The organism is Streptococcus sp. 1559 (assembly GCF_013276735.1).
Lineage (GTDB): Bacteria > Bacillota > Bacilli > Lactobacillales > Streptococcaceae > Streptococcus > Streptococcus pseudopneumoniae.
The window spans coordinates 56796-80649 of the sequence record NZ_VMLO01000003.1; the positions used below are offsets into that span (position 1 = coordinate 56796).

The following is a 23854-nucleotide window of genomic DNA, read 5'->3' on the forward strand; positions in this document are numbered from 1 at the left end:
TCTTATAAGAGGTGGTTGAAGTTGTTCAACTGTTTTTTGAGTATAAACAGTCTTTAAGAACGTAAAAAAGCATAAGTTCAGGTCTTCAAAACCTTGTTCTTATGCTTTTTATCATAGAAATATTTGCTGAATTTTCTCTTGAAATGAAACCTTATCTTCATCTCGCGCTTGTCCCTTACCCTGCTTTTCCGATTGCGAGTGCGTAGATAAAGAAGATGGCGAAGCCAAAGAGGAAAATCAATCCTGCAATGGCAAGGTGTTTGAGCCAAGAAGGAAGATTTTTGTTTTCACGCGTTACCAAGGCATAATTCAAAAGAGCGAAGAATGGTGTTGTCAGGAAAGAGCCAATCATGGCAAAGCGGAGCATGGTTGATACCTGACCAGCGAAGAACTTGATAATGACGATACCGATGATAGCAGTGATGGTCATCCAGATGTTCAAAGATTTACGATTGTCCTCTTTTTGACTGATTAGCAGTCGGAGAGATTCCTGATTGACGCGAGAATAGCCATCGATAACAGTGATAACTGTTCCAAAGATACATAAGAAGGCAATAAAGGTAATCAAGTAACGGGACCATTCGCCAAGAACAGAGGCATACATGCCCACGAATTGAGAGATGTATTTGGCTGAAGCGGCTTCAACCGCCTGCCCTGTAGGATACTGAATCAGTGCTCCCAGTGCCACAAAGAAGACGGCTAGGATAGCTGTTCCAATATAACCAGTGTTAAAGTCAAACAGAGCGTCTTCTGTGTTAAAGTTGACGGTCTTTCTCTTTTCAGCTGACCAAAGTGAATTGATAGCTGAAATTTCAATAGGAGCCGGCATCCATCCTAGGAGGGAGACGATGAAGGGCAGAGCTGCCATTTGCCAAGGTGTTTTCTCAACAAAATCAGAGCTGTATTCGGGATGCTTGACCGCCGCAATGATAACTGCAAGAACAGTCGCAATGGTCAAAGCAGACATAATCCATTTGACCATGCCGTCTAAAAGTTTGTAGCCTCCAAAGAGTAACATAGCCCAAATGATGGCAACGAGAATGAGGGACCACTGAGTGATGCTAAGACCAATCATTGGGAAGGCGCTGGCGATGATAGCTGAGCACAGAATGGCAACACCAGCCGTGTTGACCATAGCCGAAAAGACATTGAGGATAAAGAAAATCCAGAGATAGAGTTTTCCTTTTTCGGCATAACCTTCAACCAAAGTCTTTCCAGTATCAGCGGTGTATTCAGCACCAAAACGGAAAAATGGATATTTAAAGACATTAGCTAAGATGACCAAGAGAAGTAGAGACCAACCGTAAGAACCGCCAGCTTGAGTGGAAGATACAATGTGAGAACCGCCAACAGCGGCAGTTGCCATTAGGATTCCAGGTCCCATTGCTTTTAGCTTGCTTGCCCAGGTTGATTGATTTAAGGAAATAGCTTGCGACATGATAAATACTCCTTTTTGAATTTTCAGAATAATCTGGATATGTAATCTATATTCTACAAAAAATTTTGGAAAAATGCAAGAGTATTTTGAAAAAAGATAGAAAATTTACAAAGAAGATCTGAAATAACTGTTATGATATAGCGGATTGAAACTAGAATAGTACACCTCTGCTTCTAAAACATTGTTAGAAATCGATTTGACTGTCCTGATCGATTTATCCTGTTCTTATTTCATTTCACTATAGTAAGGTGCAGCAGGATAAAGAAAAACCGAGAAGTTTCTTTCTCGGATTTGCTTATTATGAGGTGCCTATTTTCTATGCTCCAAGAGTTGATTGATGTGATCTACTTTTTTAGCCTCTCTTTTATAGAGAATAGCCCAGATGATGAGATAGACAATCGCAAACTCGATAATGAGCTGGAGGTAGAAAATCCAGTGGAAAGGGAACCAACTAGCAAGAGTTGCTAGTGGGACGAAGCCAGCCAGCATAAGGAAGAAATGAGTCAGAGTGGCACGAAGCATGCTCCAGTCACGGCTGAATAAGCGGTTGCCAAAGTTGAAGAGCATACCAATGGCTGCCCAGATAAGTGTGCAGTAGAGCAAGACCAAGGCACCGTGAACCTGATGCTGATCCATCACTTGACCGATGAGAGAGTAGGGATTTAGTGGTGCGTAGGTATTTGGTGCATAAATGAGTGAAAAGAGGATAGAGAGGATGAGGCCGATAAGAACACCGGCAGCTGCATCGTGAAATACTTGTTTTTTCATAGTTCTAATTTCTCCTTGATGGTTTTTAGATAACGGCGTGAAGAGTAGGTGAAGCTTTCGTTTTTCAAGAAAATTTCTACCAGACCGTTTGGCGTGAGCTTGAGGTGAGAGATGGAATCGATATTGATGATTTCTGATTGGGAAATTTGGATAAAATTGGTTGGCAAGAGTTTAAGAACCTGATAGAGTCGCAAATCAATGCTGTAGGTCTGACTCGCGGTTTCTGCTAGAACCTTCCGATTCTCGATATAGAAGCGCTGAATCTTGCCAATCTCAACTAGATAGACCTGATCATCGATTTTTCCTTTGATTTTTTCTCTTTGGTCCAGATTTTCTGCGAACTCGATGACTTTCTGGACTTTTTCGGTTTCTTGAGGTGCTTGGACAATCAGCTTTTCCTCCTCGTAAGTCTCACTAATCTGTAGTTCTACTTTCATAGTTTTCTCTCCTTTTCAGTTATACAAGGTTGTGATCACTTCCTGTATATCCTTATTAAACACTATTTTATAGCCCATGGCAAGGAACCTTGTCTATGTGGAGGGATTGGGCTCCTATGTGGTGGAGCTTTTCTGTTCTTTCTGAAATATGGTATAATAGCACTAATCAATTTCTAGGAAAATAGATACGGAAAGGGGCTGAAAGATGTCTCATATTATTGAATTACCAGAGGTGTTGGCAAACCAGATTGCAGCTGGGGAGGTCATTGAACGTCCTGCCAGTGTGGTCAAAGAGTTGGTAGAAAATGCTATTGACGCTGGTTCTAGTCAGATTATCATTGAGATTGAGGAAGCTGGTCTCAAGAAAATCCAAATCACAGATAATGGTCATGGAATTGCCCACGATGAGGTGGAGCTGGCTCTGCGTCGTCATGCGACTAGTAAGATAAAAAATCAAGCAGACCTCTTTCGGATTCGGACGCTTGGTTTTCGTGGTGAAGCCTTGCCTTCTATTGCGTCTGTTAGTGTCTTGACTCTGTTAACGGCGGTGGATGGTGCTAGTCATGGAACCAAGTTAGTAGCGCGTGGGGGTGAAGTTGAGGAAGTCATCCCAGCGACTAGTCCTGTGGGAACCAAGGTTTGTGTGGAGGATCTCTTTTTCAACACGCCTGCCCGTCTCAAGTATATGAAGAGCCAGCAAGCAGAGTTGTCTCATATCATTGATATCGTCAACCGTCTGGGCTTGGCCCATCCTGAGATTTCTTTTAGCTTGATTAGTGATGGCAAGGAAATGACGCGGACAGCAGGGACTGGTCAATTGCGCCAAGCAATCGCAGGGATTTACGGTTTGGTCAGTGCCAAGAAGATGATTGAAATTGAGAACTCTGACCTAGATTTCGAAATTTCAGGTTTTGTGTCCTTGCCTGAGTTGACTCGGGCTAACCGCAATTATATCAGCCTCTTTATCAATGGCCGTTATATCAAGAACTTCCTGCTCAATCGTGCAATTCTTGACGGCTATGGCAGTAAGCTCATGGTGGGGCGTTTTCCACTGGCTGTCGTTCACATTCATATCGACCCTTATCTAGCGGATGTCAATGTGCATCCAACCAAGCAAGAGGTGCGGATTTCCAAGGAAAAAGAACTGATGACGTTGGTCTCAGAAGCTATTGCAAATAGTCTCAAGGAACAAACCTTGATTCCAGATGCCTTGGAAAATCTTGCCAAATCGACCGTGCGTAATCGTGAGAAGGTGGAGCAAACTATTCTCCCACTCAAAGAAAATACGCTCTACTATGAGAAAACTGAGCCGACAATACCTAGTCAAGCTGAGGTGGCTGATTATCAGGTAGAATTGACTGATGAAGGGCAGGATTTGACCCTGTTTGCCAAGGAAACCTTGGACCGATTGACCAAGCCAGCAAAACTGCATTTTGCAGAGAGAAAACCTGCTAACTACGACCAGCTAGACCATCCAGAGTTAGATCTTGCTAGCATCGATAAGGCTTATGACAAACTGGAGCGAGAAGAAGCATCCAGCTTCCCAGAGTTGGAGTTTTTCGGACAAATGCACGGGACTTATCTCTTTGCCCAAGGGCGAGATGGACTTTACATCATAGATCAGCACGCTGCTCAGGAACGGGTCAAGTACGAGGAGTACCGTGAAAGCATTGGCAATGTTGACCAGAGCCAGCAGCAACTCCTAGTGCCCTATATCTTTGAATTTCCTGCGGATGATGCCCTGCGTCTCAAGGAAAGAATGCCTCTCTTAGAGGAAGTGGGCGTCTTTCTAGCAGAGTACGGAGAAAATCAATTTATTCTACGTGAACATCCTATTTGGATGGCAGAAGAAGAGATTGAATCAGGCATCTATGAGATGTGCGACATGCTCCTTTTGACCAAGGAAGTTTCTATCAAGAAATACCGAGCAGAGCTGGCTATCATGATGTCTTGCAAGCGATCTATCAAGGCCAATCATCGTATTGATGATCATTCAGCTAGACAACTCCTCTATCAGCTTTCTCAATGTGACAATCCCTATAACTGTCCTCACGGACGTCCTGTTTTGGTGCATTTTACCAAGTCGGATATGGAAAAGATGTTCCGACGTATTCAGGAAAATCACACCAGTCTCCGTGAGTTGGGGAAATATTAAAAGTATAAAAAAGTCTGGGAAAAATGTTCAAAATCAGAAAAACGCATAAAATCAGGTGTTCAAAAACCTTGATTTTATGCGTTTTATCATAGAAATATTTACTTCATTTTTTCCTAATTCTTTTCGAAAATCTCTTCAAACCAGGTCAGTTTTATCAGTAATCTCAAAACAGTGTTTTGAGCTAATTTTGCTAGTTTTGTCTGTAACATCGAAGTTGTGTTTTACCACTCTGCGACTGGTTTCCTAGTTTGCTCTATGATTTTCACAGAGTATTAAATTGCGATTTTGCCAAGTTTCTTTATTCGTCTAAAAGTAGAGTCTGTTCTATGCGTCTAATGTACGAATTAGGTTGACCATTTCAATAGCGCCTTGTGCACACTCAGAACCCTTATTTCCTGCTTTAGTGCCAGCTCGTTCTATGGCTTGTTCAATTGTATCTGTCGTTAGCACACCAAACATAACTGGGATTTCGCTATTTAAACTGATTTGGGCGATTCCCTTAGATACCTCGCTACATACATAATCATAATGACTTGTATTCCCTCTAATGACAGCTCCCAAGCAGATAATTGCATCATATTTTTTACTTTTTGCCATTTTTGATGCAATCAGAGGTATTTCAAAAGCTCCTGGAACCCAGGCCACCTCGATATCTTTCTCGTTTACATTCTCTCTTTTGAGATTATCCAGTGCTCCAGATAATAATTTTGAAGTTATAAATTCATTAAATCTCGCTACAACAATACCGATTTTAATATCGTTCGCTACTAAATTACCTTCATAAGTGTTCATTTATTTTTCCTCCATATTTAAAATGTGACCCATTCGATTTTTCTTTGTTTCTAAATAAAAACTATCGTAAGGATTGGCTTCTATTTCGATTGGTATTCTACTGGAAATGGTAATTCCATATTTTTCTAACTGTTCAACTTTGTCAGGATTATTTGTCAGTAAATGTAGTGACTGTAGTCCTAGGTCTTTAAGCATTTGTGCTCCAATATGATATTCTCTTAAATCACCTTCAAAGCCTAATGCAAGATTGGCATCAAGCGTATCCATGCCTTGATCTTGTAAATGATAGGCTTTTAATTTATTGATAAGTCCAATTCCTCGTCCCTCCTGTCGCAAGTAAAGTAAGACACCCGAACCATTCTCAACAATCATTTTCATAGCTTTATCGAATTGCTGTCCACAATCGCAACGTAAAGAGCCTAAAACATCTCCTGTTAAACATTCGGAGTGGACCCGACATAATACATTGGCTTCATCCTCTATGTTTCCCATAATAAGAGCAAGATGATGTTCCCCATTTAGTTTATCTATATAGCTAATTGCTTTGAAATTACCGTATCTAGTAGGCATATTGACAGTTGAAACTCGTTCTACCAGCTGATCATATACTTTTCTATATTCTTGTAATTCTTTGATGGTAATTAGTGGAATCTTGTGTTTCTTCGAGAACTGAATTAAATCATCTGTTCTCATCATTTTGCCATCATGATTCATTATTTCACAACATAGGCCACACTCTTTTAGTCCAGCTAATTTTAATAAATCAACAGTTGCTTCTGTGTGTCCATTTCTTTCTAGAACACCACCTTTTTTTGCAATTAAAGGAAACATGTGTCCTGGCCTGCGAAAATCAGAGGGTGTTATATCTTCAGCTACACACATACGTGCGGTCAGTCCTCTTTCCTCGGCAGAAATACCTGTGGTCGTTTCTTTATAATCAATTGAAACTGTAAAAGCAGTCTTATGATTATCTGTATTGTTTTCAACCATAGGTGAAAGCATTAATTGATTAGCTAAACTTTCGCTCATAGGCATACAAATTAATCCTTTGGCATAAGTAGCCATAAAATTAACATTTTCTGTTGTAGCTGCTTGTGCAGAACAAATTAAGTCTCCTTCATTTTCTCTATCCTTATCGTCTATAACAAGAACAAGTCGTCCCTTCTGCAATGCTTCTAATGCTTCTTGTATTTTTCGATATTCCATTGACTGATTATCCTTTCTGCTAAAATCCATTTTGATATAATAGTTCCTTAGATATTTCTGATTTTGGAGAATTATCCATCAGTTTTTGCACATATTTACCTAAGATATCATTTTCAAGATTTACTGTACTCCCGACTTGTTTACTCTTAAGAATGGTTTGTTCCAAGGTATGAGGGATAACAGATACTGAAAAGTTTACTTTGGAGACTTTAGCGACAGTCAAACTAATGCCGTCAATTGTAATAGATCCTTTTTCAACTATTAAATCTAAAATTTCTTTTTGTGTGTTGATTTGATACCATACAGCATTATCATCTTTTTTTATTGACGAGATTTTTCCTGTACCATCAATGTGTCCTGTAACGACGTGACCCCCAAGTCGACCGTTGACAGATAAGGCTCTTTCTAGATTCACCTCACTTCCATGTTTTAATAGAGTAAGAGCTGTTCGACTCCATGTTTCATTCATTACATCAACTGTAAAGGATTGATGATTGAAATGAGTAACTGTAAGACAGATACCATTTACTGCTATACTATCGCCTAAATGGATATCCGTTAATATTTTTGAGGCTTTAATTGATAGTTTACAATTACGAGAGTCTTTCTGTATTCTTTCAACTTTTCCGATTTCTTCAATTATTCCTGTGAACATGGATAAATCACTTCACTTTCTATGAGATAGTCATTTCCTATTTGAGAAAAAGCATAAGGTTTCAATCTAATAGCGTCATTTGGCAAAGAAATGCCTTCACCTCCGACAGGAAACTTGGCACTGCCTCCAAAAATTTTTGGTGCAATATATATTTTCAGCTCATCAACAATTTGTTGTTCCAAAGCACTCCAATTCATTAGACTGCCCCCTTCTAGAACTAGGCTATCAATCTGCATGTTTCCTAGATGTTGCATTAAACTCGATAAGTCTATATGATTGCCTTTTTTCTTTATGGAAAGTATTTCACAGCCATGATTTTGATATAGCTTCATTTTATTTTTGTCTTCAGAGGAAGTGGCAATGTAAGTTTTAATATCATTTGCTGTTTTTACGATTTTAGAGGTAAGAGGAGTTCGTAAATGTGTATCGCATATGATACGGATAGGATTTTTCCCTTCCTCCAATCTACATGTCAGCAAAGGATCGTCTTGAATAACAGTATTGACTCCCACCATAATTGCACTAACATGGTGTCGTAACTGATGCACATGCTTTCTTGCTTCTTCTTCAGTAATCCATTTGGATTGATTTGTTTTAGTGGCTATTTTTCCATCCATTGACATTGCATATTTCATAAAAACATAGGGTACATGCTGGGTAATATACTTTCTAAAACTTTTTATTAAGTTAAGACACTCATTTTCTAAAATTCCAACAGTAACTTGAAGATTATTTTCCTCAAGTATCTTTACTCCTTTTCCAGATACAATAGGATTACAGTCTAGGCTTCCAATGACTACTCTTGTAATACCACTATCGATTATAGCATCTATACAGGGAGGTGTTTTCCCGAAGTGACAACAGGGTTCAAGTGTTACATAAAGCGTCGCTCCGACAGGGGATTTTCTACAGTTTTTAAGAGCATTTCTCTCAGCATGTGGGCCACCAAAAAACTCATGATAACCTTGTCCGATGATGTGATTATCTTTTACAATAACTGCGCCGACCATAGGATTGGGGTTGACGTAACCAGCCCCTTTTTGTGCCAGTTTTATTGCTAATTTCATATATTTTGAATCGCTCATCTCACTACCTCCAAAAAATATACCTTGAATAGGGAACTACTCAAGGCATACAAAAGAAAACTTATGCGATTAACAAAAATGCTCTGAAATGACAAGTAATCATTTCAGAGCACGCAAAAAGCACAAATATACTTTTATCTTCTTTCATCCAGACTATACTGTCGGCTTTGGAATTTCACCAAATCATGCCTTTCGGCTCGTGGGCTATACCACCGGTAGGGAATTGCACCCTGCCCTGAAGATAGTTATTCAATTACAGATGATTATAGTACTTAATTTTGAATATGTCAACAGATAAATACCGATTGTTTTTGATATACTGTATTTGTGATAATCGATTCTCGCTCCTCGGATAAAGAAAATATGATATACTAGATAAACGAAATAAGAGAGAAGGAACACTATGTACGCATATTTAAAAGGAATCATTACCAAAATTACTGCCAAATACATTGTTCTTGAAACCAATGGTATTGGTTATATCCTGCATGTGGCCAATCCTTATGCCTATTCAGGTCAGGTTAATCAGGAGGCTCAGATTTATGTGCATCAGGTTGTGCGTGAGGACGCCCATTTGCTTTATGGATTTCGCTCAGAGGATGAGAAAAAGCTCTTTCTTAGTCTGATTTCGGTTTCTGGGATTGGCCCTGTATCAGCTCTCGCCATTATCGCTGCCGATGACAATGCTGGCTTGGTTCAAGCCATTGAAACCAAGAACATCACCTACTTGACCAAGTTCCCTAAAATTGGCAAGAAAACAGCCCAGCAGATGGTGCTGGACTTGGAAGGCAAGGTAGTAGTTGCAGGAGATGACCTTCCTGCCAAGGTCGCAGTGCAAGCAAGTGCTGAAAACCAAGAATTAGAAGAAGCTATGGAAGCCATGTTGGCTCTGGGTTACAAGGCAACAGAGCTCAAGAAAATCAAGAAATTCTTTGAAGGAACGACAGATACAGCTGAGAACTATATCAAGTCGGCCCTTAAAATGTTGGTCAAATAGGAGCAGAGAATGACAAAACGTTGTTCGTGGGTCAAGATGACCAACCCGCTCTACATCGCCTATCATGATGAGGAGTGGGGTCAGCCCCTCCATGATGACCAAGCATTGTTTGAGTTGTTGTGTATGGAAACCTATCAGGCAGGCCTGTCTTGGGAAACGGTACTCAACAAACGTCAAGCTTTCCGAGAAGCCTTTCATGGCTATCAAATTCAAGCAGTCGCAGAGATGACCGATACCGAATTGGAAGCCTTGTTAGACAATCCAGCCATCATCCGAAATAGAGCCAAGATTTTTGCTACACGCGCTAACGCCCAAGCCTTTCTACGACTACAGGAAGAATATGGCTCTTTTGATGCCTATCTTTGGTCTTTTGTTGTGGGGAAAACGATCGTTAATGATGTTCCCGATTACCACCAAGCCCCAGCTAAAACACCCTTGTCTGAGAAATTAGCCAAAGATTTCAAAAAACGAGGCTTCAAGTTCACAGGCCCAGTCGCTGTTTTGTCCTTTATGCAGGCTTCAGGGTTGGTTGATGACCACGAGAACGATTGTGAGTGGAAGGGGCTTAAATGATGTCTAACAAAAATAAGGGAATTCTGATTTTTGCGATTCTCTATACAGTTCTCTTTGTATTTGATGGCGTTAAATTGCTGTCTTTCTTGATGCCATCTGCCATTGCAAATTATCTAGTTTATGTAGTTTTAGCTCTATATGGTTCTTTTTTATTTAAGGATAGATTGATCAAACAATGGAATGAGATTAGAAAGACTAAAAGGAAATTCTTCTTTGGCGTCTTAACAGGATGGCTTTTTCTCTTTCTGATGACTGTTGTCTTTGAATTTGTATCAGAGATGTTGAAGCAGTTTTTTGGGCTAGTCGGACAAGGTCTAAACCAGTCGAATATTCAAAGCACTTTTCAAGAGCAACCAATACTGATAGCTGTTTTTGCTTGTGTTATTGGACCTCTGGTAGAAGAATTAATTTTCCGTCAAACTCTATTGAGATATTTGAGAAAAAGTCTGCCAACTTGGCTGAGTATCTTTATAGCCGGCCTTGCTTTTGCCTTAACTCATATGCACAGCTTGGATCTATCCGAGTGGGTCGGTGCAGTCGGTTATCTAGGTGCTGGCCTTGCCCTTTCTATTACTTATGTGAAAGAAAAGGAGAATATCTACTATCCTCTACTTATTCACATGTTAAGCAACAGCCTCTCCTTGATCATTTTAGCTATCAGTAGTATGTGATGAAAATACCAGTAATGATACTGAGAAAAAGCTGAGAAACTTTTCCCAGCTTTATTTGTTATAGTCAAAGCGAATGACTTGTTCCTGTGTATCTACATGAGCATGGACTCCGAAGGGAACAATGGCTCTTGGAGTTGCGTGGCCGACATTTAGATTATAGATAATCGGGATATTGCTGTCAATAATATCCAATAGTGCCTCTTTATAGTCGTCATAGAAAGTTTCATCCATAGGTTTTCCGACCAGGAGTCCACTGATGACCGCGAATATGCCAGTGTTCTTTAAAGTCTGCAACATCTTTTTGAAGTCTCCTGGATCAGGCTTTTCTTCGCTTGTCTCTAGCAAGAGGATCTTTCCTTTCCAGTCTGACAAGTCAGGGAAAAGTTTGTATTGTTGGCAGAGCTCCGTGCTGTCTGCGTATCGAGAGTTGTCAAAGATATCGTAGAGGGATTCTAGGCAACCACCGAGGATTTTCCCCTCGAACTGGGCATTTCCTTGCAACAACTCAAAACCGGTATTTGCATGACTGACACGAGGTGTCCCCAGAGCCTTGGGACTAAAATCAGTTCGTTCATCATACCAAACGTCACTAGGGCGGATTTCTGAGATTCTTCCCGTATCAATCAATTCTTTGAAGTAGTGAAGGCTATAGGCTAGCATTTCTTTGTCTAATTCACAAATGTCTGCTAAGAAGGATTGACCATAAAAAGTTTTGATTCCTAGTTTATGCAACATGAGATGGTTCATGGTTGTATCTGAGAAGCCAAGAAAAATTTTTTGTTTGATAACCTTTTGTAGTTGGTCATTTTCAAAAAGATAAGGTAGTAAGCGATAGGTATCGTCTCCACCGATGGCACATAGGATCATATCGATGCTATCATCAGAAAAGGCATGAATCAAATCCTCTGCACGAGCTTCAGGATGGTTCTTGATAAAGTCTAATCCATTTAGCGAATGGGGCAAAAAGATAGGATTGAGTCTCAGGTCCTTGAGACGTTGGACACCCAAGTCCACTTCGTGTTTGACAAAATCCTCTCCGATAATGCCACTAGATAAACTAACAATACCAATAGTAGAAACCATATCTCATCCTCCTAGAAATAGATTGAGCCTATTTTATCACAAAATATAAGAGAAAGCTATGTGGGATTTCAGAAGAATACTTTTAATACTCTTCGAAAATCTCTTCAAACCACGTCAGTTTTATTTGCAACCTCAAAGCTGTGCTTTGAGCAACCTGCAGCTAGCTTCCTAGTTTGCTCTTTGATTTTCATTGAGTATGAGCCTATTTTATCACAAAAGATTAGATGGAGCTATGTGGATGTCAGAAGAATACTTTAAAATCAAAAAAGTAAGTGAAAAAGCAACCGCACCTGCAGTTGCTTTTATCGTTTTCTTATTCTTGATAGCGTGTTGGTCCTGCACTTGCACTACGGATATTCAAGCGTTTCTTGAGATAGAAGCGAAGGGCTAGGAGGGCTGCTCCAATAATAGCTAGTGGCAATGAATCCAGTACTGGGTTAAGGCTAGCTGGTAGGAAGCTTGTTGCAAAGAAGACAAGCAACCAAAGGAACATAGAAGCTAGGATAACTAGTACAGATTTCCAGAAAGGTGGACGTTGACTGCGATCCATATCTGGTCCATAGTATTGGTAAACAAAGTAGTACATCAAGTAGAAGGCAAATCCACCAACCAGTCCAACTAATAGAAGAGTAATCAATCCATAGCCGAAAGCTTGATCTGCCGCAAAGAAGGTTGTGAGGGCGCTGACAAGGGCAAAGAGGCTAGTGATGAAAAGAGCTGAGTCCATAATCATGAGTTTTGGATCATCATTTTCTTTTGGATGCTCTTTTTCGTACTGCTCTTTGACAGTGAAGCTATGAGCCCAATGAGTTGGTGCGCCGTATAGGGAACGGGCAGTTGTACCTTTAGATTGCTCCTCAAGGATTTGGGGAATGACTTCCTCAAAAATAGTCTGGATTTCAGCGTCTGTTTTCCCATCTTTGATGAATTGTTGGGTAGCAATGTGGACAAACTCTTGGTTTTTCTTAGTTAATTTTTGTAGATCAATCTGAGACATAGGAACTCCTCTTAGAACCATTTTTTATGGATGAGATAGAGAGTGAGCGAGACACTCATAGCAAAGGCGATAAAGACGATTAACCAGAAGGCATTTGGCTCTCCGTTTAGGGGGATTTCATTATCCTTAAAGTTCATCCCGTAGGCAGAAAAGACCATGGTTGGGATGGACATGACGATGGTCACAAGAGCCAAGGTTTTCATGATGTTGTTCTGGTTGTTAGAAATGATAGAGGCGAAGGTCTCTGTCATAGAATGCAAGACGTTTCCATAAATGTCTGCCATCTCGATGGCCTGTTGGGTTTCAATCAGGGTGTCTTCAAGCAGGTCTTCGTCCTCAAGGTATTTCTTGATATTGCTGGTTGAACTGGTCAATTTCTTAATCACGCGCTCATTTGTTTTGAGGGAGGCTTTGAAATAGACGATAGTTTTTTCCAATTCCATGAGCTCAATCAATTCTTCATTACGAGTTGATTGATGCAGTTGACTTTCGATTTGTTCACTCTTACGGTCAATCGAACGAAGGGCTGTTAGGTAAAGTTCTGCATTGCGATAGAGAATCTGGAAGATAAAACGTGAGCGCATGAAGGTATAGAAATTACGCAAACGACGGTTGATAAAGACATCAAGGACAGGTAGTGGTTCCAAACACGTAGTGATAATGGTTTCCTCAGTGATGATAATACCAAGCGGTATGGTTACGTAGTAGGTGCGGTTATTTCTTTCCTCCGTGACCGGCACGTCTACGATAATCAGGGTATACTCGTCTTCAATGGTAATACGAGACATTTCTTCCGCATCGAGCGGTGCTCGAAGGTCGGCAATATCAATATCGAAGGTGTTGGCGATTTCGAGTGATTCATTTTGAGTCGGATTGACGAGATTGATCCAAGTACCCGGTTCAAGCGTATCGATCTCTTTAAATTCAGTTGTTGTAGAGAGAAAAACTTGTTTCATATCCCTTATCCTTTCTCATTTTTCAGATTTTTTCACACCGTACTATTATACTACAAAATCGGCCTTTTTCAAAATAAATCTAACAAAAATCCTGTTGCTATTGGATTTTTACTTTGTCTTGAAATGTTGATTTTTAAATTTGCTCCCCTTTTTGCTCCCCCTATAGTGCTTTTAGTGCAGTTTCGTAGAATGATACTGCTTTTTTTGCGTTCTCTTTTGAGAGGTGGCTATATATATCCATGGTCATTGATAAAGTGGAATGACCTAGGCGGTACTGGAGTTCTTTGTATGGTATTCCAGAGTTAAGCAAGAGACTAGCGTGAGTGTGACGGAATCCGTGAAATCCAATGTTAGGAACATCAGCACGCTTAAAATGTGTTTGCAATCTTCTTTTAAGTCTTGAACTGCTAGGATAGTCATGAATGAAATCAGAAAATACCACGCTTTCACGTTGCCCTATCTTCCAAGCCTCTTTAGCTTGGCGTAGTTTGTACTGTTTTAGCATGCTAACAGTCGCTTGATCTATATCTATATCCCGATAACTAGCCTTAGATTTTGGGCTATTAATTTCTAAATCACGATTTAGTGTTTTGGTAACATGTACCACGGCATTATCTAAATCTATATCAGACCAGGAAAGAGCTAAAGCTTCATTGATACGGCAACCAAGCCAATAGGAACTTATAGAGCGTTGTCTCATAGTAGTAACGATATCTATCGCTATCTAAATTATCGAGATAACCAAGAAACTTTTTTAGTTCTTGATTTTCAAAGTGTTTTACTTTTTTCCGCTTTGCTTTCTGAGTGTTACGAGGTAAAACAACATCACGCGCAGGATTGGACGGTATAGCCTGCATGGTTACGCCATACTGTAAGATACGTTTGTTTAAAGCGTGTATCTTGTCATAATGTAGAAAAGCCCCTTTTTCCCCTCTATTAGTCTTGTCAGCAAGTTCGTTGATAATTGACTGGATAAGTGGAGTAGTGAGCTTATCGAGCTTGTAAGCCCCAAAAATAGGCAATATATGATTATCGATTAGCTTTCTAACATTGCCTTGAGTGTTTGGCTTAACCGTATTCTTATAACTTTCTAGCCAGAGATTGGCTAATTCTTGATAGTTTTTTATGGTGCTAGCCTTTTGTCTAGTACAACCATCTTTCTGGAAAGTAATTTTTTCTTGATTGGCTTTCTGCTTAACTTCCTTTTGTGTCCGCCCCGTTACCTTAGTTTTAACTTTCTTTCCTGTTACCTGGTCAACTCCTAAATATACATTAGCACGATAGACTTTGCTACCGTCTTTTTTTATAACTTCAGTTATTTTCATGATGATAAACCTTTCTAAAATACATCAGCAGGCAAGCCATTATCAAAAAGGTTTTATATCATGCTAGGGGCTACGAGAACCCCTTATTTTTGGTTTTAAGTAGTCAGACGGTAAATAATACCAGAATAAAAAACAAGGCGGATATGGGGTTAGTATGGGTGTTTTTACATATACGGGTAAATGTTGGAAAATGTCGGATTTTCAAGAATACTGGAAAAAAGCAATTTTCTTCATTTTCTGAGTCCCTAAAAAAGGGGAAGGAAGTTGTTGATAGACAAAGTCAGCGGACTTGCTGAAGCACGCGCTTCATGATTGTTGGACATTGTGGCGCGTGGTATGCTATAGGTCGCTTTTTAACTGCAAGACTGGTATAATGATGTTGTAAATACCTAACCTTTCGCTTATTTTCAGTTAGGTACTATCAGACAAGTTGGCAGTAGCTAGCTTGTCTTTTTGTTGCTATTTTACAATTTTGCTTATTTTTGCGCTTTGGTCTGTAAAATCGGCTTTCTATTCTTCAATTTCCCCTATTTTTGCACAATAGACCATGAAAAGATGGTTGCTATTGGCGAATATGGGGTTAATTCTCTCTATATATGCCCACGACTTCGACCATCACTATATTTATCGCGTGATTTATTTGCTTTCAGATTCTTTAAGGAAATTCAATACATTTTCCATATTTTTATATTCATCTATAGATTGCATACCTTTAAAAATTGTCAAAAGTGTTTGAGAAAATGCTGAGTTCAAGTTTAAAACTTGATTTTCAAGGTATCCCAATGCTTTCTTCTCACTATCTGAGAACTTTTGTTTCGCTTTTAATTGCGCATTTAAATCAAGATAAGGTATTACAATATCTCCTAATTTTTGAGTTACATTATTTATATTTTCAGTTAAATCATTATTTTTTGCAAAATCTCTTAAAACTCTTAGTTCTTCTCTTCTTTCTTGCCTTCGTTTTTCTAGTTCTTTTACCAAATATGGTTTAGAAATTTCCGAAATTTCATCCCATTCAAAAGGGTGTTTTTCTACATCGTTACTAAACCCCAACAGATATCCAACGCTTACCCCGAAGAAGTCAGCTAGTTGCTGGGCTTTTTCTGGTTTTATTTGGCGTTCCTCGTTTTCCCATCGCAATACGGTGATTTTAGATACAGAAATTTCATCAGCTAATCCTTGTTGGGTTAGCCCTTTTTGTTTTCTCAGTTCTTTCAATCTATTCATAATTTATCACACCTTTCACAGATGATTATATCTGATTTTTAGAAAAGCATCAAGAAATGATACAAAAAATTCTAAAAAACAGTTGACAATTAACCGAAACGGATATATAATAAAACAAAAGGTATCCAAATTGGATACCGCACCCTCCAACCTTTCACACTTTCAATCTATTCATGGAGGGGGATTTTTTAGAAAGGGGGAAACCTATGAGCAAACTACGAGGCTATCGGGTTATGTTAGGACTAACTCAGCAACAGATGGCGGACAAGCTAAAAATTTCTTTGCAGTCATACAACAACAAAGAATTAGGTAAAACGCCATTCAATGACAAAGAACGTCTAGCGATTAAGTCAATGGTTGCAGAAATCAAATCAGATATAACCATAGATGAACTGTTTTATAGCTAGAAAGGCAGGCAAGCAATGAAGAGGAACTATACAAGGGTCATCGATGAAATGCGAACCACTCACGGGCTGAACTTGGTAGCTATTGGCCAACGAATAGGCATAGATCCCCGAACAGTTGGCAAGTGGGCACAGGGCAAACATAAGCCCAACAAGGAAAGCAGAAAAAGACTAAACAAGTTATACAGAGAGGTGAAGCAAGACATGACAACACAACAAAAAGGTTTATGTGATTTTTTTGGGAACTTCTATCCAAAAGGAGAACAACACAACAAAAAGGAAGTTTTGGAAGTTGTAACAACTCAACGATTCGGATCTAAATATTTTGATGTTTATGGAGACATTCAAAATCCGTTATTTGTAGCGGTAGAGGTTGCTGAGATGATTGAAATCCAAAACACCACAGATTTACTAAAACGGGTAGATGATGATGAAAAGCTGACCTATGTAATATCTAGGGCAGGTCAAAAAAGAGAAATGAATATGCTGACAGAGTTCGGAGTCTATGAAGTTTTATCGCAGTCACGCAAACCACTAGCAAAAGAGTTTAAAAAAGTGGTCAAGCACATTCTGAAAGAAATCCGACTAAATGGCTACTACATGGCTGGGGAACTGGTGGAAGAACCACAGACCACTATAAAAGCCCCTGACACGTTGGCAGAGGCAGAGCGGTATTATATCGATACACTAGCCAAAGCCATTGCAGAGGCTCAGAATATGGACGACAAGAGCCGTCTGACAAGCAAGTTAACCCGATTCATGCAGGAGGTAGAACCACAATGGAACTAGTCTACATGGACGGAAAGAAAGAGCCTTATACACTGAGCAGTATTGTGGCAGAATGTGCAGAAATCAAGCACAGACATTTGAAGATTTTGCTGAATAAGCACCGCGAGGACTTTGAAAGCTTCGGAAAGGTGCAATTTAAAATTTCACCTTCAGAAAGTGGGCAAAATGTACGGGACTATATTTTAAATGAACAACAAGCAACATTGCTGATCATTTACTTACGAAATACTGAACCTGTACGGCAGTTCAAAATGAACCTAGTCAAAGCCTTCTTTGAAATGCGTGAGGAGCTTTCTAAGTTTCGTATGCAGAGGGCGCTAGAAAAGCCAAAAAGAAAAACACTGCATGACAGTATAGAGACTTGGAGGAATGCACCCAAACATGCACACAGCACCATGAACAACTTGCTACTGAAAGCAGTAACTGACAGGAACGCTAAGCAGTTAAGGGAAGAACGTGGGGGCTATAATGGCATCGATAGCTTGACCAGTGACGAGCTAGAGCAATACCAGGCATTTGAGGATATGGTAATAGCCATGATTGGCTTGAATATGAGTTATCAGGAAATCAAAGCTATGGCATTCAGAAATAAAAAAACACGCCAAAGAAGCGCGTGAGAGCAACAAAAAAGGCTTACCGAGACCAATCAGCAAAGCCTTTCACACTAACACTAAAACGAATTTAACAAAAAGCAGGCAAGCTATTATCAAAGAGGTTTTAGTAAAGATTTATACCTAGATTATAGCATATTTAGGGCAATTTGACCATACGGAGAGCGCCAACTCTTAAAACTGGTACTTTCTCACGCTTTCAATTTGGCGACTCAGAGCGTGAGGATTAACGTTATAAGAAACAACTCAAAAATCCCCACACTCTCCGACGGCAATCTTGAGTGTGAGGATATCCTGGATAGTAAACGACAATTAAAAGGCCAACGGAGGAAAAAACAATGACAAAAGAAGATTTGAGAAATATTTTAGATGAACTAGATAACTTAACTTTAGGACTTAACACCGCTGAAAACGCCTTGGACGCTACTTTTCACTTTTTCAATAAAAATATAAGCACCAAAGAGAAGACTATGCTTTTAACCTTGGAATACGACACACAGAGCGCCATTTTTAATCTCGCTTATGATTGTCTTATAAAAACAAGAGAAAGTCTAAACGAGGCTATCGGGATGTACCAAAGAGAATTGGAGCAAGAGAAAGATGAAAATAGATAATATAACACTGGAGATTGAGGACTTATACGGAACTGGTTTATATCGTCATGCTGAGGAATTGGAACGAATCCGTAAAAGCTATGCCCTAGATGGAAGTGAAACATATCATGAAGTAGATAAAAAATACAAGGGTATTTTAAGGGAGATAGATCTTTTAGTGGTATCAACCAATGGTGAAGCATCCGAATGGAAAAAAGTAACAGAAAGCCATGATGAACTTATCAGGGCGAACATCCATAACTTGCTATATCGGTTGGATGGTGTTGATTTTAGGGTATCTATTGGGAAACATTTCCAAAGGGTAGGACGTTTTTTAAATACCAGATACACAGTATTAGAGCAAGCTTTATATAAGACCATGAAAACTATAAACCATAAAGCAACTTACATGGCAGTTAATGAGTATGTGCTGGAGTTGATAAAGCAAGACTTGGCAAGATTGGAAAATGAAGAGGATAGCTTGCTTTATAAGATGGCTAAGGAATGGAGAGAAGAGCAATGAATGAACTTGATTTAAGCAATACACAGGCAGTTTTTGTTACCGTGGTACTGATTGGCTTACTGCTTTATCTAAACCATCGAGACCGTAAAAAAAGCGCCCAATTTGAGCGAGAAAACCAACAGACGATAGAAACACCTAGCGAGGATTTAAACCCTGATTATGGGCGATATATCCAGCTTGCAGGGGTCAATGTATGGGGAGGAACTGAATGAGTCTATCAGAGAATGACAAACGAGTATTAAGACTAATCAAGGTAGGGGCTGAGAACTCCATAACAGGGGCAGAAATCAGCCTTATAACTAAGCTAACAGAAAGAACAGTACGTGACATCATCAAGCGCCTAGTAGTCAAGCATAACATCCCTATTGTGGGGGTTAGATGTGGTATTTTTAGTGGGTACTTTATCCCAGCGAATAAAGGCGAACTACTAGATGGCGCTAAGGCATTTTACAACCAAGTACAGGAGGAGAGCAAGCGACTAGCAGTGTTGATGAACAGCGACCTAGAAAGCTACAAAGAAACCTTGAAGGAGGTGGGCGGATATGTTTAGCCTAAGCCGAGAAAGTGAGCAAGACTTAGCGCATGGCATTCTGGAGGTAGTGGAAAGATACCTTGAAGCGCGTGACAGACTCAAACCACGACTGACAGGCTTAATATCAGCTCAGGAAGTCATGGACGAGTTAGATATAAAATATTTGACGCTCCAAAAGTGGGAAAAAGCAGGGCTAAGACGATACCAGCCCCCACTAGAAGATACTAGGAAAATCTATTACAAAGTTACGGACATCTGGAAGTTTCTGGGGGTGGAGAATGGCAAAAACTAAAATATATTTTTGGCTAAAAATTGATAAGAAATTTTTTGATAATATTTTTATCAAGAGACTAAAAACGGTACCTGGTGGGTACACTATGACGGTGATTTATATTAGGCTCATGCTAGAGAGCTTAGAAAGTGACTGTATTTTATACTATGAGGGTTACTTTGACAATCTCAAGGAAGAGTTAGCCCTAAAATTAGACGTATCGGAAGATGATATAGATATGACCATGGCATACTTTACTAAGTGTGGTCTAATACAAGTTGATGAAGATAAAAACGCAGAACTACCGCAGGCAAAAGCCTTGGTACAGCAGGAAACCAACCAAGCAGCATACATGCGAGAATATCGGAAACAGCAACGAGAACAAAAGGAAAATCTTACAATGTCATCTGACAATCTTACATTGTTAACTACATGTAAGACAGAGATAGAGATAGAGATAGAGAAAGAGTTAGAGGTAGAAGTAGATAAAGAACAATCACCCACACCCTCTACCCTCAATCAAGACTTTATAAATATCTATAAATCTTTTGAAGCTGAGATAGGTAAAGCATTATCACCGTTACAGATTCAAGACTTGCAGTATATGCTAGAAGATTTTAGCCCCGAGCTTATTCATGAGGCGTTAAAAGAGGCTGTCAGTCAGGGAAAAGCTAACTTTGCATATATCAAGGCAATTCTTAACCGTTGGAAACAGGACAACTTATTGACGGTTGAACTTGTTAGAAATAGCTTTGCAGTGCGTGAAGCTAGGAAACAATCTCCTAAGCAAGCGGAGCCTGTTAACCGTGAGGAATGGCTTAAAACACGAACAGAAGAAAACCCATTCTAGGAGGTGGAGCCATGGAAAATAATTTTGAGCAATATAACAACAGGAAAATTAGCGACAAAGTGTGTGAAATACACAAAGTCAATTATTGGAAAATATCCACACCGATAAGAGGCAGTAAGGAACGAAGTATACAAGAGTTTTGTCCTGAATGCACAAAGGAACTAATAGAGAGACAGGATAGGGAAGGAGTAGATAATAGCTTGAATGCTGAGATCTACCTAAAGACCTATAATGTACTTATGCGAGATAGTACAATCCCTAGAGAGCTTAAAGAGGCTAGCTTTGAGAATTTCATAGCTGAAACAGCCGAGGAAAAGCAACTATTAGCATTTGCTAGGGAGCAGGTAGATAAATACCTGGACGGTGTGACAGGGAATACCCTTTTTACAGGATCTACAGGCATAGGGAAAAGCCATTTGAGCGTAGCTATTGCTAAAGCTATAAACGAGGGCTACAAGGCCAAAGGAGAGCCTAAAAGCGTGTTATTTGTCAATCTAACAGAAATCCTTAGACGAGTTAGAGAGAGCTTTAACTCTCCTACTAGTCTAGAGGGGTACTACTCAAGAATGCTAAAAGAGGTTGATTACCTGGTACTTGATGATTTAGGTATAAAATCGGACAACGCTAGTAGTAAAGGTAAATCATTCTGGGAAGAAGAGTTTATTTTTGATATTCTCAGTAATCGAGACAAGACTATTATTACTACAAATTTGAGTAACTCAGAAATTACTAGTATGTATAGTGACAGAGTGGCCAGCCGTGTTAGAACAGGCCTAGAGGGTAATTTTTTCAAGTCATTTACTATCAAGGATAAGCGATACTCAATTAAAAGATTGAAAGAAAAACAACATGACATTACAACTTTTTAAGTATACTGAACGATATTGGAACAAAGAAGATTTTGAGAAAGAGGTCAACGACTTCATGGCGACTGTTGAAGTGGTGGATATTAAAATCTCTGGTAATACCACCAGTGAACCGTTCGCTTCGGTGGCTGTCGTATTGGTATTGTACAGATAACAAAATGGGGTAGATAGTACCGACCCCCTTGCAATGGTGTAACTACTAGTGACACCCTTAAAACAGAAAGAGGAAAAACAACATGACATTAAAAACATTTTCAGATAAAGCCAAAACATTTACTTTCACTTACGAATTTAAAGACCTAGATACTGCTATGGTAGCAGGTCACGCGCTACTGGGATATATGACTGGGACTTATGAAGTACCATCTATTTCAATAACTCACAAGGATAAAGGGACGCTTGTCGCTGAGTATGTGGAGGATAAGAAACTAAACAAGACCTTCAAGCGTATTTGTGACAGTTTTAAAGACTACTACAACCAACCAGTGGACGATGAAGCATTTGAGGAACGTTACAAACGGGAGCGCGTGCTTCAACTCAAAGAGTCAGAGGACTTTGAAAGTTTACTGAATAAGGTCACAAACTACGAGCTGGAACTATTAGACTATGCTGATCGCTTGCTTTCTGATAAGCCTATTCCTATGGACTCTATGACTGCTTTTGGTACGCTGGAAAAGCTAGGCGATGAAAGTATTAGCCTACTCCAAAAGTTGGACGTAGAGGGCGAATATAAAGGCCTTGCTGGTTATACAGAGCATTTGAAGTAGAACACAGGGGAGCAATCCCCTTTTTGCTATCAAGTCAATAGTTTTGGGTTTTTCCATATAGGGGGAAATAATGAAGCGGTTAGCAATAGAAACAATCACTAAACCAATGAAGCTGAGAGGAATATCTAAGGGTATAGCTGAGTTGGACGGTCAACGTTTAGAGATTGATTTGGATAATTTAATGATTGATTTTGGTGGAGAGTCATTTGAATTAGACAGAATGGCAGGAACTAAGGGAGGTAATCGCTATTTCTTTCTTTGCCCTGATTGTGGTAGACGGTGCAGGTTGCTTTATAAACGGTATTTATATTTTAGTTGCGGTACTTGTCTAGATATCCACAAGAGCACTCTGAACCGCAGTAAAACGGATTGCCAATATTACTGGGAGCTTGCGCTTAGGGAAGCTAGAAAGGTAGAACCAGGGTGGAGTCCTAGACGTGGTGGATATATGTTTGATAGTTTCCCTGAAAGACCAAAGTATATGAAGCGTGACAGGTATCATAAGCACTATAAGAAGTTTTTGAAGTATACTAAAAAAGGGGATAGATTTTGGCTGAATGGTTCGAGATTGTGAGACAATATGAAGTAGTGTGTAATTTACCAAACGAACACCGTATAAGGGGGAAATATGGAGCGCGATAGCCAAGGGAGGTTTTTGCCGGGCAATCAAGTAGCAAAAGGCAACAAGGGCAATAGAAAGCCCAAATATGGCAATAGCAACGCTTTGAAGCATGGACTACGCAGAGGATATACTGGACTGTTACCAAGCCGAGAAGGTGGGGTATCTATATATAAAAATGGTGCATATCTTGGAACACTACCAGACAAGTATTTTAACCATTCTGAAGATGGAGCGCTTTGGGTAGATTATAGCGCGTGTCAGTATCTTGTATTAGTTTGTGGCTTGCCTGAAAGTATGTTTAGCGAACCAGAGGAATGGTAAGGGTGTATATACTTGAACTCCGAGCGAACGCCGAGAAAGTGGCTATATCCCCCTATCATTTATCAAGCAGATAAGAGCAATAAAAACCCTCCTTAACTCCCTGAGAAATGACAAGCAGATAAGCGAAGTTTTTAGCCCTCTTATTTCGGATCTACTCCTTGCAGAATGATAGGCAGATAAGGACGACAATAAGCCTTCTTAATTGCTTGCAGAATGACAAGGAGATAAGAGAGATAAAAACGTCCCTTAATTGCCTATCAAATGGAATGGAGAATAGGCTTGAACTAAGAGCGAACATAGAGAAAACGAAAAAAGCCAAGGCGCTCCGCCTCAGCTATAA

At 39.7% G+C, this 23854-nt stretch carries 29 protein-coding genes, 1 pseudogene and 1 riboswitch; of the genes and pseudogenes, 18 read left to right on the forward strand and 12 right to left on the reverse strand.

The features are described from left to right. Positions 1-175: 175 nt before the first annotated feature. From HT688_RS00530 to HT688_RS00540, 3 genes are all read right to left on the reverse strand, one after another. Complete coding sequence (locus HT688_RS00530; RefSeq protein WP_000075789.1) at positions 176-1438, reverse strand: NRAMP family divalent metal transporter; 1263 nt, start codon at positions 1436-1438, stop codon at positions 176-178. Positions 1439-1747: 309 nt separating this feature from the next. Continuing rightward, complete coding sequence (locus tag HT688_RS00535) at positions 1748-2206, reverse strand: DUF3021 domain-containing protein (RefSeq protein ID WP_023939708.1); 459 nt, start codon at positions 2204-2206, stop codon at positions 1748-1750. After that, positions 2203-2643 carry a LytTR family DNA-binding domain-containing protein gene (locus HT688_RS00540; protein ID WP_000861956.1) on the reverse strand — a complete coding sequence of 147 codons (441 nt, stop codon included), beginning with the start codon at positions 2641-2643 and terminating at the stop codon, positions 2203-2205. Before HT688_RS00540 ends, HT688_RS00535 begins: the two co-directional genes overlap by 4 nt. Positions 2644-2848: 205 nt before the next feature. Between HT688_RS00540 and mutL the strand changes: the two genes are divergently transcribed. After that, positions 2849-4798 (forward strand): DNA mismatch repair endonuclease MutL, encoded by a 1950-nt coding sequence (gene mutL, locus HT688_RS00545; protein WP_023939706.1) that lies wholly within the window; start codon positions 2849-2851, stop codon positions 4796-4798. A 324-nt stretch (positions 4799-5122) separates the two neighbouring features. Here mutL and ribH read toward each other — a convergent pair whose 3' ends face one another. From ribH to ribD, 4 genes are read right to left on the reverse strand one after another with little or no spacing between them, the layout of a single operon-like run. Further along, on the reverse strand, positions 5123-5590 hold the full coding sequence (ribH, locus tag HT688_RS00550) for a 6,7-dimethyl-8-ribityllumazine synthase (protein ID WP_001099497.1): 468 nt from the start codon (positions 5588-5590) through the stop codon (positions 5123-5125). Beyond that, positions 5591-6796: a bifunctional 3,4-dihydroxy-2-butanone-4-phosphate synthase/GTP cyclohydrolase II gene (locus HT688_RS00555; protein WP_031222701.1), complete on the reverse strand. Its 1206-nt coding sequence runs from the start codon at positions 6794-6796 to the stop codon at positions 5591-5593. Between the two features lie 19 nt (positions 6797-6815). Beyond that, on the reverse strand, positions 6816-7451 hold the full coding sequence (ribE, locus tag HT688_RS00560; protein WP_000493842.1) for a riboflavin synthase: 636 nt from the start codon (positions 7449-7451) through the stop codon (positions 6816-6818). Continuing rightward, entirely contained in the window at positions 7436-8536 is a 1101-nt protein-coding gene (gene ribD, locus HT688_RS00565; RefSeq protein WP_001284104.1) for a bifunctional diaminohydroxyphosphoribosylaminopyrimidine deaminase/5-amino-6-(5-phosphoribosylamino)uracil reductase RibD, read from the reverse strand. The genes ribE and ribD overlap by 16 nt, the downstream gene beginning before the upstream one ends. A 132-nt stretch (positions 8537-8668) precedes the next feature. After that, a riboswitch (FMN riboswitch) is annotated at positions 8669-8783 on the reverse strand. 156 nt (positions 8784-8939) lie between these two features. On the opposite strand from ribD, the gene ruvA reads away from it, so the two are divergent. From ruvA to HT688_RS00580, 3 genes are read left to right on the forward strand one after another with little or no spacing between them, the layout of a single operon-like run. Then, positions 8940-9533 carry a Holliday junction branch migration protein RuvA gene (gene ruvA / locus HT688_RS00570; protein ID WP_000271487.1) on the forward strand — a complete coding sequence of 198 codons (594 nt, stop codon included), beginning with the start codon at positions 8940-8942 and terminating at the stop codon, positions 9531-9533. A 9-nt stretch (positions 9534-9542) separates the two neighbouring features. Next, a complete protein-coding gene (locus HT688_RS00575; RefSeq protein WP_172923449.1) occupies positions 9543-10106 on the forward strand; it encodes a DNA-3-methyladenine glycosylase I in 564 nt (187 codons plus the stop codon). Then, positions 10103-10777: a CPBP family intramembrane glutamic endopeptidase gene (locus HT688_RS00580; RefSeq protein WP_172923450.1), complete on the forward strand. Its 675-nt coding sequence runs from the start codon at positions 10103-10105 to the stop codon at positions 10775-10777. The genes HT688_RS00575 and HT688_RS00580 overlap by 4 nt, the downstream gene beginning before the upstream one ends. Positions 10778-10828: 51 nt before the next feature. Here the strand turns inward: HT688_RS00580 and HT688_RS00585 are convergent, their stop codons facing one another. The 5 genes and pseudogenes from HT688_RS00585 to HT688_RS11595 all read right to left on the reverse strand — a co-directional run bounded on the left by HT688_RS00585 (position 10829) and on the right by HT688_RS11595 (position 16365). After that, positions 10829-11860 (reverse strand): S66 family peptidase, encoded by a 1032-nt coding sequence (locus HT688_RS00585; RefSeq protein ID WP_172923452.1) that lies wholly within the window; start codon positions 11858-11860, stop codon positions 10829-10831. A 313-nt stretch (positions 11861-12173) separates the two neighbouring features. Beyond that, entirely contained in the window at positions 12174-12857 is a 684-nt protein-coding gene (locus tag HT688_RS00590) for a DUF1129 domain-containing protein (protein ID WP_172923454.1), read from the reverse strand. A gap of 11 nt (positions 12858-12868) precedes the next feature. Continuing rightward, a complete protein-coding gene (locus HT688_RS00595) occupies positions 12869-13813 on the reverse strand; it encodes a magnesium transporter CorA family protein (RefSeq protein WP_000815629.1) in 945 nt (314 codons plus the stop codon). A gap of 160 nt (positions 13814-13973) precedes the next feature. Then, a pseudogene (locus tag HT688_RS00600) lies at positions 13974-15138 on the reverse strand (tyrosine-type recombinase/integrase). A 636-nt stretch (positions 15139-15774) separates the two neighbouring features. Beyond that, entirely contained in the window at positions 15775-16365 is a 591-nt protein-coding gene (locus tag HT688_RS11595; RefSeq protein ID WP_078929748.1) for a helix-turn-helix domain-containing protein, read from the reverse strand. A 206-nt stretch (positions 16366-16571) separates the two neighbouring features. Here HT688_RS11595 and HT688_RS00610 point away from each other — a divergent pair, with 206 nt between their 5' ends. The 14 genes from HT688_RS00610 (at position 16572) to HT688_RS00675 (ending at position 23514) form a co-directional block, all read left to right on the forward strand. After that, positions 16572-16772, forward strand: coding sequence for a helix-turn-helix transcriptional regulator (locus HT688_RS00610; protein WP_000040966.1), 201 nt, complete (start codon positions 16572-16574; stop codon positions 16770-16772). Positions 16773-16787: 15 nt separating this feature from the next. Further along, the gene (locus tag HT688_RS00615; protein WP_000828330.1) at positions 16788-17558 is read left to right on the forward strand and encodes a BRO family protein; all 771 of its coding nucleotides are present in this window, start codon (positions 16788-16790) and stop codon (positions 17556-17558) included. Then, entirely contained in the window at positions 17549-18175 is a 627-nt protein-coding gene (locus tag HT688_RS00620; RefSeq protein ID WP_050222792.1) for a Rha family transcriptional regulator, read from the forward strand. The genes HT688_RS00615 and HT688_RS00620 overlap by 10 nt, the downstream gene beginning before the upstream one ends. A 332-nt stretch (positions 18176-18507) precedes the next feature. Then, a complete protein-coding gene (locus HT688_RS00625; protein ID WP_050222793.1) occupies positions 18508-18783 on the forward strand; it encodes a hypothetical protein in 276 nt (91 codons plus the stop codon). Further along, positions 18770-19285, forward strand: a complete 516-nt coding sequence (locus tag HT688_RS00630; RefSeq protein ID WP_050222794.1) for a hypothetical protein — start codon at positions 18770-18772, stop codon at positions 19283-19285. The genes HT688_RS00625 and HT688_RS00630 overlap by 14 nt, the downstream gene beginning before the upstream one ends. Further along, on the forward strand, positions 19282-19497 hold the full coding sequence (locus HT688_RS00635) for a hypothetical protein (protein WP_050222795.1): 216 nt from the start codon (positions 19282-19284) through the stop codon (positions 19495-19497). The genes HT688_RS00630 and HT688_RS00635 overlap by 4 nt, the downstream gene beginning before the upstream one ends. Further along, positions 19494-19835, forward strand: coding sequence for a helix-turn-helix domain-containing protein (locus HT688_RS00640; protein ID WP_049543979.1), 342 nt, complete (start codon positions 19494-19496; stop codon positions 19833-19835). Before HT688_RS00635 ends, HT688_RS00640 begins: the two co-directional genes overlap by 4 nt. Then, positions 19828-20109 (forward strand): hypothetical protein, encoded by a 282-nt coding sequence (locus HT688_RS00645; protein WP_050222797.1) that lies wholly within the window; start codon positions 19828-19830, stop codon positions 20107-20109. The genes HT688_RS00640 and HT688_RS00645 overlap by 8 nt, the downstream gene beginning before the upstream one ends. Next, positions 20096-20938 carry a putative phage replisome organizer gene (locus tag HT688_RS00650; RefSeq protein WP_138704601.1) on the forward strand — a complete coding sequence of 281 codons (843 nt, stop codon included), beginning with the start codon at positions 20096-20098 and terminating at the stop codon, positions 20936-20938. The genes HT688_RS00645 and HT688_RS00650 overlap by 14 nt, the downstream gene beginning before the upstream one ends. Before the next feature lie 11 nt (positions 20939-20949). Then, on the forward strand, positions 20950-21807 hold the full coding sequence (locus HT688_RS00655; protein ID WP_050222799.1) for a DnaA ATPase domain-containing protein: 858 nt from the start codon (positions 20950-20952) through the stop codon (positions 21805-21807). Continuing rightward, the gene (locus HT688_RS00660) at positions 21788-21958 is read left to right on the forward strand and encodes a hypothetical protein (RefSeq protein WP_078929750.1); all 171 of its coding nucleotides are present in this window, start codon (positions 21788-21790) and stop codon (positions 21956-21958) included. Before HT688_RS00655 ends, HT688_RS00660 begins: the two co-directional genes overlap by 20 nt. A gap of 82 nt (positions 21959-22040) precedes the next feature. Beyond that, positions 22041-22571 (forward strand): hypothetical protein, encoded by a 531-nt coding sequence (locus tag HT688_RS00665; protein ID WP_050222800.1) that lies wholly within the window; start codon positions 22041-22043, stop codon positions 22569-22571. Positions 22572-22641: 70 nt separating this feature from the next. Continuing rightward, entirely contained in the window at positions 22642-23145 is a 504-nt protein-coding gene (locus tag HT688_RS00670; protein WP_050222801.1) for a hypothetical protein, read from the forward strand. A 54-nt stretch (positions 23146-23199) separates the two neighbouring features. After that, positions 23200-23514 carry a hypothetical protein gene (locus HT688_RS00675; protein WP_045605141.1) on the forward strand — a complete coding sequence of 105 codons (315 nt, stop codon included), beginning with the start codon at positions 23200-23202 and terminating at the stop codon, positions 23512-23514. The last annotated feature ends 340 nt before the right edge of the window (positions 23515-23854 follow it).

Excerpts from the sequence above, each read along its gene's own strand:
- HT688_RS00530 (WP_000075789.1), bottom strand. The coding sequence starts at position 1,438 with ATGTCGCAAGCTATTTCCTTAAATCAATCAACCTGGGCAAGCAAGCTA.
- HT688_RS00535 (WP_023939708.1), bottom strand. The coding sequence starts at position 2,206 with ATGAAAAAACAAGTATTTCACGATGCAGCTGCCGGTGTTCTTATCGGC.
- HT688_RS00540 (WP_000861956.1), bottom strand. The coding sequence starts at position 2,643 with ATGAAAGTAGAACTACAGATTAGTGAGACTTACGAGGAGGAAAAGCTG.
- mutL (WP_023939706.1), top strand. The coding sequence starts at position 2,849 with ATGTCTCATATTATTGAATTACCAGAGGTGTTGGCAAACCAGATTGCA.
- ribH (WP_001099497.1), bottom strand. The coding sequence starts at position 5,590 with ATGAACACTTATGAAGGTAATTTAGTAGCGAACGATATTAAAATCGGT.
- HT688_RS00555 (WP_031222701.1), bottom strand. The coding sequence starts at position 6,796 with ATGGAATATCGAAAAATACAAGAAGCATTAGAAGCATTGCAGAAGGGA.
- ribE (WP_000493842.1), bottom strand. The coding sequence starts at position 7,451 with ATGTTCACAGGAATAATTGAAGAAATCGGAAAAGTTGAAAGAATACAG.
- ribD (WP_001284104.1), bottom strand. The coding sequence starts at position 8,536 with ATGAGCGATTCAAAATATATGAAATTAGCAATAAAACTGGCACAAAAA.
- ruvA (WP_000271487.1), top strand. The coding sequence starts at position 8,940 with ATGTACGCATATTTAAAAGGAATCATTACCAAAATTACTGCCAAATAC.
- HT688_RS00575 (WP_172923449.1), top strand. The coding sequence starts at position 9,543 with ATGACAAAACGTTGTTCGTGGGTCAAGATGACCAACCCGCTCTACATC.
- HT688_RS00580 (WP_172923450.1), top strand. The coding sequence starts at position 10,103 with ATGATGTCTAACAAAAATAAGGGAATTCTGATTTTTGCGATTCTCTAT.
- HT688_RS00585 (WP_172923452.1), bottom strand. The coding sequence starts at position 11,860 with ATGGTTTCTACTATTGGTATTGTTAGTTTATCTAGTGGCATTATCGGA.
- HT688_RS00590 (WP_172923454.1), bottom strand. The coding sequence starts at position 12,857 with ATGTCTCAGATTGATCTACAAAAATTAACTAAGAAAAACCAAGAGTTT.
- HT688_RS00595 (WP_000815629.1), bottom strand. The coding sequence starts at position 13,813 with ATGAAACAAGTTTTTCTCTCTACAACAACTGAATTTAAAGAGATCGAT.
- HT688_RS11595 (WP_078929748.1), bottom strand. The coding sequence starts at position 16,365 with ATGAATAGATTGAAAGAACTGAGAAAACAAAAAGGGCTAACCCAACAA.
- HT688_RS00610 (WP_000040966.1), top strand. The coding sequence starts at position 16,572 with ATGAGCAAACTACGAGGCTATCGGGTTATGTTAGGACTAACTCAGCAA.
- HT688_RS00615 (WP_000828330.1), top strand. The coding sequence starts at position 16,788 with ATGAAGAGGAACTATACAAGGGTCATCGATGAAATGCGAACCACTCAC.
- HT688_RS00620 (WP_050222792.1), top strand. The coding sequence starts at position 17,549 with ATGGAACTAGTCTACATGGACGGAAAGAAAGAGCCTTATACACTGAGC.
- HT688_RS00625 (WP_050222793.1), top strand. The coding sequence starts at position 18,508 with ATGACAAAAGAAGATTTGAGAAATATTTTAGATGAACTAGATAACTTA.
- HT688_RS00630 (WP_050222794.1), top strand. The coding sequence starts at position 18,770 with ATGAAAATAGATAATATAACACTGGAGATTGAGGACTTATACGGAACT.
- HT688_RS00635 (WP_050222795.1), top strand. The coding sequence starts at position 19,282 with ATGAATGAACTTGATTTAAGCAATACACAGGCAGTTTTTGTTACCGTG.
- HT688_RS00640 (WP_049543979.1), top strand. The coding sequence starts at position 19,494 with ATGAGTCTATCAGAGAATGACAAACGAGTATTAAGACTAATCAAGGTA.
- HT688_RS00645 (WP_050222797.1), top strand. The coding sequence starts at position 19,828 with ATGTTTAGCCTAAGCCGAGAAAGTGAGCAAGACTTAGCGCATGGCATT.
- HT688_RS00650 (WP_138704601.1), top strand. The coding sequence starts at position 20,096 with ATGGCAAAAACTAAAATATATTTTTGGCTAAAAATTGATAAGAAATTT.
- HT688_RS00655 (WP_050222799.1), top strand. The coding sequence starts at position 20,950 with ATGGAAAATAATTTTGAGCAATATAACAACAGGAAAATTAGCGACAAA.
- HT688_RS00660 (WP_078929750.1), top strand. The coding sequence starts at position 21,788 with ATGACATTACAACTTTTTAAGTATACTGAACGATATTGGAACAAAGAA.
- HT688_RS00665 (WP_050222800.1), top strand. The coding sequence starts at position 22,041 with ATGACATTAAAAACATTTTCAGATAAAGCCAAAACATTTACTTTCACT.
- HT688_RS00670 (WP_050222801.1), top strand. The coding sequence starts at position 22,642 with ATGAAGCGGTTAGCAATAGAAACAATCACTAAACCAATGAAGCTGAGA.
- HT688_RS00675 (WP_045605141.1), top strand. The coding sequence starts at position 23,200 with ATGGAGCGCGATAGCCAAGGGAGGTTTTTGCCGGGCAATCAAGTAGCA.